The 10,338-nt window shown below is 40.2% G+C and carries 15 protein-coding genes; 14 read left to right on the forward strand and 1 reads right to left on the reverse strand.

The features are described 5' to 3' along the window. Nucleotides 1-79: 79 nt before the first annotated feature. The 6 genes from INT04_RS12575 to INT04_RS12600 all read left to right on the forward strand — a co-directional run bounded on the left by INT04_RS12575 (nucleotide 80) and on the right by INT04_RS12600 (nucleotide 2,396). A complete protein-coding gene (locus tag INT04_RS12575) occupies nucleotides 80-238 on the forward strand; it encodes a hypothetical protein (RefSeq protein WP_156733932.1) in 159 nt (52 codons plus the stop codon). A gap of 204 nt (nucleotides 239-442) precedes the next feature. After that, nucleotides 443-691, forward strand: coding sequence for a hypothetical protein (locus tag INT04_RS12580; RefSeq protein WP_072065159.1), 249 nt, complete (start codon nucleotides 443-445; stop codon nucleotides 689-691). A 340-nt stretch (nucleotides 692-1,031) separates the two neighbouring features. Further along, nucleotides 1,032-1,301, forward strand: coding sequence for a bacteriophage protein (locus INT04_RS12585; RefSeq protein ID WP_036904926.1), 270 nt, complete (start codon nucleotides 1,032-1,034; stop codon nucleotides 1,299-1,301). Continuing rightward, on the forward strand, nucleotides 1,301-1,771 hold the full coding sequence (locus INT04_RS12590) for a lysozyme (protein ID WP_109850081.1): 471 nt from the start codon (nucleotides 1,301-1,303) through the stop codon (nucleotides 1,769-1,771). Before INT04_RS12585 ends, INT04_RS12590 begins: the two co-directional genes overlap by 1 nt. After that, the gene (locus tag INT04_RS12595) at nucleotides 1,753-1,911 is read left to right on the forward strand and encodes a hypothetical protein (protein ID WP_164530183.1); all 159 of its coding nucleotides are present in this window, start codon (nucleotides 1,753-1,755) and stop codon (nucleotides 1,909-1,911) included. The genes INT04_RS12590 and INT04_RS12595 overlap by 19 nt, the downstream gene beginning before the upstream one ends. A gap of 2 nt (nucleotides 1,912-1,913) precedes the next feature. Continuing rightward, a complete protein-coding gene (locus INT04_RS12600) occupies nucleotides 1,914-2,396 on the forward strand; it encodes a lysis protein (protein ID WP_193016461.1) in 483 nt (160 codons plus the stop codon). Nucleotides 2,397-2,635: 239 nt separating this feature from the next. On the opposite strand, the gene INT04_RS19550 is transcribed toward INT04_RS12600, so the two are convergent. Next, nucleotides 2,636-2,839 (reverse strand): KTSC domain-containing protein, encoded by a 204-nt coding sequence (locus tag INT04_RS19550; RefSeq protein ID WP_036904935.1) that lies wholly within the window; start codon nucleotides 2,837-2,839, stop codon nucleotides 2,636-2,638. A gap of 940 nt (nucleotides 2,840-3,779) precedes the next feature. On the opposite strand from INT04_RS19550, the gene INT04_RS12610 reads away from it, so the two are divergent. The 8 genes from INT04_RS12610 to INT04_RS12645 all read left to right on the forward strand — a co-directional run. Next, nucleotides 3,780-4,130, forward strand: coding sequence for an HNH endonuclease (locus tag INT04_RS12610; protein ID WP_193016462.1), 351 nt, complete (start codon nucleotides 3,780-3,782; stop codon nucleotides 4,128-4,130). Continuing rightward, the gene (locus INT04_RS12615) at nucleotides 4,127-4,324 is read left to right on the forward strand and encodes a hypothetical protein (RefSeq protein WP_193016463.1); all 198 of its coding nucleotides are present in this window, start codon (nucleotides 4,127-4,129) and stop codon (nucleotides 4,322-4,324) included. Before INT04_RS12610 ends, INT04_RS12615 begins: the two co-directional genes overlap by 4 nt. A gap of 147 nt (nucleotides 4,325-4,471) precedes the next feature. Beyond that, on the forward strand, nucleotides 4,472-4,942 hold the full coding sequence (locus tag INT04_RS12620; protein ID WP_074924471.1) for a phage terminase small subunit P27 family: 471 nt from the start codon (nucleotides 4,472-4,474) through the stop codon (nucleotides 4,940-4,942). A gap of 2 nt (nucleotides 4,943-4,944) precedes the next feature. Beyond that, nucleotides 4,945-6,684: a terminase large subunit gene (locus tag INT04_RS12625; protein ID WP_193016464.1), complete on the forward strand. Its 1,740-nt coding sequence runs from the start codon at nucleotides 4,945-4,947 to the stop codon at nucleotides 6,682-6,684. Next, on the forward strand, nucleotides 6,684-8,015 hold the full coding sequence (locus INT04_RS12630; protein WP_193016465.1) for a phage portal protein: 1,332 nt from the start codon (nucleotides 6,684-6,686) through the stop codon (nucleotides 8,013-8,015). The genes INT04_RS12625 and INT04_RS12630 overlap by 1 nt, the downstream gene beginning before the upstream one ends. A gap of 4 nt (nucleotides 8,016-8,019) precedes the next feature. Next, nucleotides 8,020-8,871, forward strand: a complete 852-nt coding sequence (locus INT04_RS12635) for a head maturation protease, ClpP-related (RefSeq protein WP_115349554.1) — start codon at nucleotides 8,020-8,022, stop codon at nucleotides 8,869-8,871. 11 nt (nucleotides 8,872-8,882) lie between these two features. Then, nucleotides 8,883-10,097, forward strand: a complete 1,215-nt coding sequence (locus INT04_RS12640; RefSeq protein WP_193016466.1) for a phage major capsid protein — start codon at nucleotides 8,883-8,885, stop codon at nucleotides 10,095-10,097. Between the two features lie 43 nt (nucleotides 10,098-10,140). Then, nucleotides 10,141-10,338 (forward strand): hypothetical protein (locus INT04_RS12645; protein ID WP_193016471.1); only part of this gene is annotated, 198 nt, incomplete at its 3' end.

Below are 10,338 nucleotides of genomic sequence, written 5' to 3' on the forward strand. Positions count from 1 at the left end.
CTCTATATATCGTGAGATTATTGATAGTTTCTCAAAACCTCGTCTGGGCGGGGTTTTTTGTTATCTGGAGTTTATATGTATGACGAATTCGACAGATTCTAAATATCCAACTAGGGCTGACTTAGCTAAAGCCAGCCCTTACACTGAGCGCGATAAATTGTCAGAAGAAGAGCGTGAAGAAAGAAGTCAGAAGTTTAATGATTCTCTATTTTTCGGTAATGGGTATCTCAAACTTTAATTCCCCCGAATTCGAGGGTGTTACCTTTATTGATGAGGGTATCATAGTTTAAGTTATTGATATTGTTCCGATGTCGGAATTCCGATATCGCTATTTCAACCTGTAAGTAATTCTTACAAGTTCACATATTCGATTATTCCGAACAGTTTATTCAGAAGATCGCTTAGGCGGTCTTTTTTATTATCTAAAATAAGGAATGAAATTATGTACGCACTTAAATTAATTACTGAACGTGAAGGACGTAAAGTGGAAGAAGTCCACTGCTTAGGGGATATGTACCGCTTAGAGTTTTATCCTGAATCAGAAAATAAAGATATCGTGGCGCGGGTTGAACACACAAAGAAAGACGCCATCCCATCATTTGATATTAATAGAACAGATCGCGCTTACATTACGACAGTAACAGGTGATACTGTTCGGGTTATTTCCAGAGGCAGAAAAGTTTGCCAGTAAGGTCATTTCGGTGGCCTTTTTTATTGGAGAAAATATGAAAAATTTATTTATTAATCTATGTATAAAGCTATCTGGTAAGACTAAAGAGCAATTAGGCTTAGCTTGGTCATTTCATTATTTCGTTACCCGTTCTAAATATAAAGCTTATTGGCGAGCCGTATTTCATTAATTATCGAAAGCCTCATGCAGAGATATCGATAATCGCACACTAGGTGGAGTTGTGCCCACCATCTATTTACACATTGCAGACCACAGTATCAATCACACACTAATCACTTCACACAAGAGCTGTGTGTCTGCATCCTTTTAACTAAACTCGGACACTCCGTAGGGGGTGTATATGCGCATGGAAAAATTGACCAATGCTACCTACGGAACGGCTGGCTTAACTGCCTTTTTTGCAAGTCTCTCATTGTATGAATGGGGATTTGTAATAGGGATGGGATTCAGCATGCTCCTTGGATTAGCAACTTACTTTATGACACAGCGAGAACAGCGGAAACGAACAGCGTTATTTGCTGAATTAGTTCATCGAAATTGTTCTAGCGATCCGCAAGACATAGAAAAGATAGTTGGCGAGATGCTGACTAAAGCTAAAAAGGACATTTAATGAACCTAAAACAGAAGGTAGCTGCAGTTGCGAGTGCTGGTGCGGTAAGTATTGCGCTAACAGTGATTGGTTACTTTGAAGGCATGCGTTACGAGCCTTATCGTGATGTTGCTGGTGTTCTGACGGTTTGTTATGGCCATACTGGAAACGACATCATTCAAGGTAAGACATACACACAGCAAGAATGTGATGAATTACTGCAGAAAGACTTTATCAGAACGCAACAGCAAGTTGATGCTCTGGTTAAAGTATCACTGGATGATAAAACCAAAGCCTCTCTATATTCCTTTGCTTTTAATGTGGGTACCACAGCTTTTGCACGTTCTACGTTGCTCAAGAAATTAAATGCAGGTGATCAGTATGGCGCTTGTGAAGAAATGAAACGCTGGGTTTACGCTGGTGGCAAAGTATGGAGAGGGTTAGTCAGTCGTAGAGATGCGGAGTCAGCACTATGTCATGGAAACCTTTAATCATCATTATCAGCTTTATCCTTGCATTACTCATCACTGTTGCTGGTGGCATTTATCTCTCAATTGATAATTCATGTGTTAACGACAAAGCCAGTTTAGAAAAGCGCTGTCAGGTAGCTCTCTCACATCATCGGTACTAATTATGAAGCATTGGAAACTTTACATTGTCATTGTGATAGTGGGTATTGTTGCTGGTAGCTGCGTGCTGATTAATGCACAAGCGAAAAGAATTAATACACAAGCTGAAAAAATTAACACGCTGACAAAAAACAACAAAGAACTTACTAATACGCTCGAAGAACAAAAGGCCATCAATGCTGACTATCAAGTGCGCATAGAGCGACTAAATCAACTCGATATTAAATACACTCAGGAGTTAGCTAGTGCAAAGAATGAAATTGATGGGTTGCGTGATGATATTCGCAATGGCTCTAAGCGGGTGTATGTCAAAGCCGAGTGTCCAGCAGTCACCAAGAATTCCACCGAAAGCGGAAGCAATGAAAACACCGCACGACTTAACAAAGCAGTTGAACAAGATTATCTACGTCTCAGAGAAATGATAGTCGAGAACGAACAGCAAACTTTGTATTTGCAGAATTATATTAGGACGGAGTGTGTGAACTAAAAAAAGCCCTACGTAGGGTACGAGGGCTAAAATAAACCAAGTTGAAAAATATCAATCTTTAATTAGTATAGTATACGTAACTAAATATACTCATAGTACAAGAATAAAAATATTACTTTTAATTTTAACTGGAATTCTCTTTGTTAATTAATCCGTAAACTTATTACATTAGTTATCAAATAATATGTTTTTGTTTATGTTGAAATAAAATTTAAGTGTAATAATAATTATTAGATTACTTAACTATAAGGGTATTTATGTTCAATCATAGAATAATAAAATGCTTCTTTGGAGTTTGATGCCATCAATCCTTGATATATGCAAAATGGCACTTCATTATACTGATGTTTTTCCCCACATTTGAAATTAATTGCTAATGTTTTACTGTGGTAATCGTAAGCAACAGAGATGATGTTAGACGATGAAATATAAATTTTATCCATTAGAGTAAGCTCTATTAGGTAAATGTAATAAATGAAAAATAGGTTTTTGACCTTAGCTATTGTTAATCTTAGTAGAAATATTAAATTAGTTTTATGTGATAATGGAAAAGTAATGGAATTTATTATTTGTGTGAAGTTAATCACAATAAAGATATGGAATACTTAGAATAAAAAAAGCCCAGCATTAAGCATGGGCAAACTAACAAGATGTCAATCAAAGTATAGCGATGTTTGTTTAGTATAGATTAAATAAGTGTATATACCAGTTTACTGTTGTTAATTATCTAATTTTAATTAATTGACATAAAACAAGATGACTATACAGGGGTAAACTGGGCAGAGACTGAATTAATAGGGCAATTACTAATAGAGCGCTATTTAGGAAATTATTTAGTAGGTAGTTACCAGATCTCTTCATCAGCGGAGTATGGTTAAAAAAAAGGCCCTAAAGGGCCAAACACAAAAAGGCATGAAAAATAATCAATCAAAGTGTGAGTACAAATACTACATTAGAAAAATATTAAATAAAGTAACAAAGTGTAAGAATAAAAAAATACTTCTCCGTAAATTAAATTTAAGTAAAAAAAAGCCCACATACATGGGCAAAACTAACGAACCACAAAGTAATAGGGGGGAGAGATATTCTTTTAGTATAATCAAAGAAAGGAGAAATACTATTTTAATGTTATTAAATATTTTGTTTTATGTTAATCATTTGAATCTATGTTACTGAACCTGTTAGGTGTTATGTAGCTGGCATTATTGAGTTAATACAAAAATAAAAGTTAAACACCAAATGTGCCTCAAGTTATGAATGAACTAAATAACAGAACGTGGTGCAGTCAGAAGTAAAGTCGGGAAATCCCGCCTTTAAAATCAAAGGGGATTATCCTCCTCTTTAAAATGGCAAATATCTGCCCTTTAAATTATAGGAGATAACATGCCACCTCGCATACCTCGCGCATGTCGTAAACAGGGATGCGCCAAGACAACAACAGAACGTAACGGTTACTGTGAAGAACATCAGAACTTAGGATGGGAAACCCACCAGCGCGGTAAGTCTCGTCATCAACGTGGTTATGGTACCCAATGGGATAAGTTACGAGCACGTATACTCAAGCGTGATAAGTATCTGTGTCAGGAATGCTTAAGAGTAGGACGAGCCACCGAAGCCAAAACAGTTGACCATATCATTGCTAAGGCACATGGGGGTACCGATGATGATAGTAACCTGCAAAGCCTGTGCTGGTCCTGTCATAGAGCTAAGACAGCAAAGGAAAGAATAAAATGACGCAAGATGAACAGACCTTACTTATGTTTAAAGGATTGGTTGCTGAACTCCCCAAACAAAGCAAAGTGAAGGTTGAACATTGTATTACTGAAATAAAAAAGTTACTGACTGAATACCCTGAAGGTGAAGCATTGCTTGCTGTGGGCTATATCGGTGCAGAACAGCAGATGAAAGGTAATATTGGTCAAGGATAACAGTACAACCCCTCATAGGGGAGGGGCGGGTAAAATGCCTACCACTCTCGCCACCTAGGACCGCCCCCTTACCTCTTTTCACATCACCGCAGGTTAGAAAACTTTTTTTGGGGAACCCCAAGCAATTATTGATAGGAGATTTCTATTATGGCTGGACCGCCTAAAACCCCGTCACATCTGCAATTGGTGAGGGGGAACCCATCAAAACGACCGATTAATAAAAAAGAGCCAAAACCGCCAAAAGGGGTACCCCCAACTCCGAAGCATTTCACTAAGCAAGGTAAGTATTGGTTTAAGCGTATTGCTGAAGAACTTGATGCAATGGGTGTCATGAGTCAGATGGATGCTAAGGCATTGGAGTTACTCGTCGAAGCTTACACTGAATATCGACATCATTGTGATGTTCTCGATAAAGAAGGCTATACCTACAAAAACAATACAGAAAGTGGATTGATGATAAAGGCGCATCCATCTGCTGCAATGAAGGCCGATGCATGGAAACGTATTCGCGCCATGTTAAGTGAATTTGGTATGACTCCCGCTTCTCGAACAAAAGTCACCATGAAGACTCCAGCAGAAGAGGATCCATTTACAGCATTTTTAAAAGCGAGAGATTAAAGATGGCAAAGGTTATTGATGGCATTCGTTATGCTGAGAAAGTAGTGACAGGGAAAATTGTTGCAGGTGAATTGGTTAGGCTTGCTTGTCAGCGGTTTCTCGATGATTTAAAGGAAGGTGAGAAACGAGGAATAACGTTTAGTGAACCTCGTGCTCAGCATATTTTGAATTTCTATAAGTTCGTTCCTCACGTCAAAGGTGCATTGGCGGGCAAACCCATAGACCTGATGGATTGGCATATTTTTATTCTCATCAATATCTTTGGGTTTGTTCGTCCATTAATTGATGAAAGTACGGGTGAAGTAGTCCTTCGTAACGATGGTAGCGGACGTCCTGTTATGGTTCGTCGATATCGAACAGCTTATAACGAGGTGGCGAGGAAAAATGCAAAATCCACATTGTCATCAGGTATTGGGCTTTATATGACCGGTGCTGATGGTGAAGGTGGTGCCGAAGTTTACTCAGCAGCTACAACGCGTGATCAGGCTCGTATTGTGTTTGAAGATGCGAAGAACATGTTGAAAAAGTCCAAAGCGACATTGGGTCGTTTATTTGAATTTAATAAACTCGCTATCTATCAAGAAGAAACTGCCTCTAAGTTTGAACCGCTTTCCAGTGATGCTAATAATCTTGATGGTTTAAACATTCACTGCGGTATTGTTGATGAATTGCATGCGCACAAAACTCGTGATGTGTGGGACGTATTAGAAACCGCTACCGGTGCGCGTCTGCAGTCTCTTCTTTTTGGGATCACTACGGCGGGTTTTAATAAAGAGGGGATTTGTTACGAGTTACGGGATTACGCGATTAAGGTTCTCCGTGGTCAAGTGGATGATGATTCTTTCTTTGGCATTATCTATACGCTAGATAAAGACGATGATCCCTTTGATGAAACAGTGTGGCAAAAGGCAAATCCGGGTCTCGGTATTTGTAAGCGCTGGGATGATTTACGCCGCTTAGCCAAGAAAGCCAAAGAGCAGGTTTCCGCACGAATTAACTTCTTCACAAAACACATGAATATTTGGGTCACAGCCGAATCGTCATGGATGGACATGATGAAGTGGGATGATGCACCAGAACTCGCACCTCAACATGAATTAAAAACCTATCCATTATGGGTGGGCGTTGACCTCGCTAATAAGATTGATATTTGTGCCGCGGTAAAAGTGTGGCAACAGCCTACTAATGGGCATGTTCATGCTGATTTTAAATTCTGGTTACCTGAGGAGAGGTTAGAACGCTGTTCTCGCCAAATGGCTGAACTTTACCGAAAATGGGCAGATATGGGGTATCTCGAATTAACTGATGGCGAAGTCGTCGATCATGCTCAAATTAAAGAAGAAATCATCGCATGGGTGGATGGTGAAAACTTAAAAGAGCTGGGTTTTGATCCGTGGAGTGCCACTCAGTTTAGTTTAGCACTGGCAGAAGAAGGGTTACCCCTTGTAGAAGTCGCTCAAACGGTGCGTAATTTTTCTGAATCCATGAAAGAGATTGAAGCACTGGTTTATGCGGGTAAGTTTCATCATGGCCAACACCCTGTTATGAACTGGATGATGTCGAACGTCACGGTTAAACCCGATAAAAATGACAATATTTTCCCTAATAAATCAACCCCTGAAGCCAAAATAGACGGCCCTGTTGCACTATTTACGGGTATGAGTCGATTACTGGTCAATGGCGGGGATGATAAGCCCGATATCTCAGGATTTATAAATAACCCGATCATAGTAGGTATCTAATGCAACACAACAAAAAACCAGGACGTATTAAAAGTGCGCTTCTTAATTGGTTGGGCGTTCCAATCTCACTGACCAGTGGAGAATTTTGGCAAGAATGGAGTGGCACAAGTAGTAGCGGAAAAGTCGTAACAGCAGATAAAGCAATGCAACTTTCTACAGTTTGGGCTTGTGTCAGGTTACTCAGTGAATCAATATCCACATTACCGATCAAAATTTATAAAAGTGAAAGTGATGGTTCAAGAAGCCTAGCAAAAGAGCATCCTATTTATAGGTTACTCTGCAAACAGCCCAATCTCGAAATGACGCCTTCACGCTTTATGTTGATGGTCGTTGCTAGCCTTTGTTTGCGCGGTAATAGCTTTATTGAGAAGAAGTATATTGGTTCAAAGTTGGTCACATTAGAGCCTCTCTTGCCACAAAACATGATAGTTAAACGCAGTGAACAAACGGGTATGCTCGAATATGAATATACTGATCCATTAGGGCAAAAAAGCCGAAAAATACCTATTAATAAAATCATGCATATTCGTGGATTTGGCATGGATGGTATTTGCGGAATGATCCCTGTAAAAATAGGGCGTGATGTTATTGGTGCCGCATTATCTGTTGAAGAATCGGCGGCTAAAATATTTGAAAATGGATTACAAAGTTCAGGTTTTTTATCTTCAGAACTTCCGCTTAATGATGAACAAAGAGAGCGAATCAGAAGCTATTTATTAAGCTTTGTAGGTTCAAAAAATGCGGGAAAAATGATGGTGCTTGAAGGGGGGATGAAATACAACAATGTCACCATGAATCCTGAAGCGGCTCAAATGCTAGAAAGTAGAACATTCAGTATTGAAGAGATTTGTCGATGGTTTCGTGTTCCACCCTTTATGGTGGGGCATATGGATAAACAAAGTAGTTGGGCATCGAGCGTCGAAGGTATGAATATGCAGTTTCTTACTAATACGCTAAGACCTCTTTTAGTCAATATAGAACAAGAAATTAGCCGGTGTTTATTGAATGGCGACGATGATTATTATGCTGAATTCTCTGTTGAAGGTTTATTACGGGCTGACAGTGCAGGGCGCTCTGCTTACTACACAACGGCATTACAAAATGGCTGGATGAGTCGAAATGATGTGAGACGGCTAGAAAATTTACCGCCGATTGAGGGTGGTGATATTTATACCGTTCAACTTAATTTAACCCCCCTTGATCAGCTCGGGCAAGAAGCCTCCAGTAATGAAGCTGAAAAACTTAAAGCGCAGATCACCAACTGGTTATTTCCTGACGGCAATCCCGTAGCCCCGCATTCTCAAGCCAATCAACCTCACTCTGAGGAGTAAATTTATGAAAAAAAGTCATTTGCCAGTTGCGCTGGAGGATCGCCCCTGCGCATCGATTAGCTATGAGCTGAAATCTAAAGCACTGGATAAATGGAATAGCAGTATTCGTGCATCAAGTACAGATAACACCATCTCAATATTAGATGTGATTGGTGAAGATTATTGGGGAGAGGGGGTTACCGCAAAACGTATTTCTGCCGCACTTCACGCCATTGGAAATAATGATGTGGTTGTCAATATCAATAGTCCAGGTGGCGATATGTTTGAAGGATTAGCCATTTATAACCTACTTCGCTCTCACAGTGGAAAAGTGACCGTCAATATTTTAGGCATTGCCGCTTCAGCTGCGTCCATTATTGCAATGGCTGGTGATGAAGTTCAAATGGGTCGCGGTGCCTTTTTGATGATCCATAACTGTTGGGCTGTCGGTGTGGGTAATCGGCATGACTTTGCAAAATTAGCTAATGATCTCGCCCCTTTTGATACGTCGATGGCAGATATCTATGTGGCACGTAGTGGGCAATCTAATGAAGTCGTGAGTCAGATGATGGACGACGAGACCTATATTGGTGCGAGCGAAGCGATTGAAAAAGGGTTTGCTGATAATTTGCTTACTGCAGATATCGTTGATGATGGTGATGAAAGCCCACAAGCCGCCATTCGTAAATTAGATGCGTTACTTGCTAAGGCGAACACCTCTCGCTCTGAGCGTAGAAAACTTATTAGTGCTTTAACACGAAGTATGCCGAGCGCTACTTCCAATCCTCACGGTACGCCAAGCGCTACCTCTGAAATTAATCCTGAAACTCTTTCTGAATTGGAAAAGGCGGTAAATGCCTTCGCCACAGCTAACTAATTGGAGACATTATGTCTGATACAAATGAATTATTAAAAAATCTATTGGCAAAAATTGAAGAAGCCAATGGCAAATTTAATGCTAAAGCCGAAGAAGCCTTAAAAGAAGCGCAAAAAGTCGGTAGTTTAAGCACTGAAACTAAAGCCGCAGTAGATAAGATGGCAACCGAACTGAATGCATTGCGTGAATCTGAAAAAACACTCAAAGCTTCATTAGGTGAATTAGAGCAACATGTAGCACAAATGCCGTTGAATAATGCGGTTCAGGCAGCCAAAACAATTGGACAACAAGTGATTTCCGCAGATGTGTTGAAAGAAATTAATTCTAGTATTCAATCAAGTAAACGCATTTCTATTCCAGTGCAAGCCGCATTAACTTCAACCAGTGTGGCTGAAGGTGTTGTTGAGCCTCAACGTTTACCCGGTATTGATGTTGCGCCAAAACAGCGTTTATTTATCCGTGATCTGATTGCGCCGGGCAAAACAACGTCACCGGCTATTTTTTGGGTTCAGCAAACGGGCTTTACGAATAAAGCTTCTGTGGTACCAGAAAATACCACTAAGCCTTACAGTGACATTGAATTTGCAACCAAAATCACACCAGTAACCACCATTGCTCATATGTTCAAGGCCTCTAAACAAATCCTAGATGACTTTGCACAACTGCAGTCTTTAGTCGATGCTGAAATGCGTTATGGTTTGAAGTTTGTTGAAGAGCAAGAAATCTTGTTTGGTGACGGCTCTGGTGCTCACTTACATGGCATCATTCCTCAAGCCTCTAAATATAAACCTGAATTTAGCGTCGAAAAGCAAAGTGGCATTGATGATTTACGCCTTGCGATGCTACAAGCGCAATTAGCTCGACTGCCTGCAACAGGGCATGTTTTGCATTTTATCGATTGGGCGAAAATTGAATTAACCAAAGACTCATTAGGGCGTTACATTCTTGCCAACCCATCTGCATTAATTGGCCCAACTTTATGGGGTCTACCTGTTGTTGCTACTGAATCAACGGCCTTTAAAGGCAAATTCTTAACAGGAGCATTTAACGCGGGTGCACAGTTATTCGATCGTGAAGAAACCAATGTGGTGATTTCTACGGAAAACACTGACGATTTTGAGAAAAACATGATCTCAATTCGTTGCGAGGAGCGTTTGGCGTTAGCAGTAAAACGTCCGGAAGCCTTTGTTTACGGTGATTTCACCGTGCCTACATCAGGGGAATAATCGATAGAGCGGTCTTCATGACCGCTTTTTCTTTGGGGGCAACATGAAGCTAATTATATTACGAGCCATTTATTTTGGTGGTGTCGTTGTTACTGAGGGGAAAGAGATTGAAACCTTAGAACAACATGGCCGTGAGTTAATTCAAAAAGGGTATGCAAAAGAAAAGGAAGTTGTACATCCTGCTATTGAGCCTGAGCCTGAGCCTGAGCCTGAGCCTGAGCCTGAGCCTGAGCCTGAGCCT

This window comes from Proteus sp. FME41 (assembly GCF_014897315.1).
Classification (GTDB): Bacteria; Pseudomonadota; Gammaproteobacteria; order Enterobacterales; family Enterobacteriaceae; genus Proteus.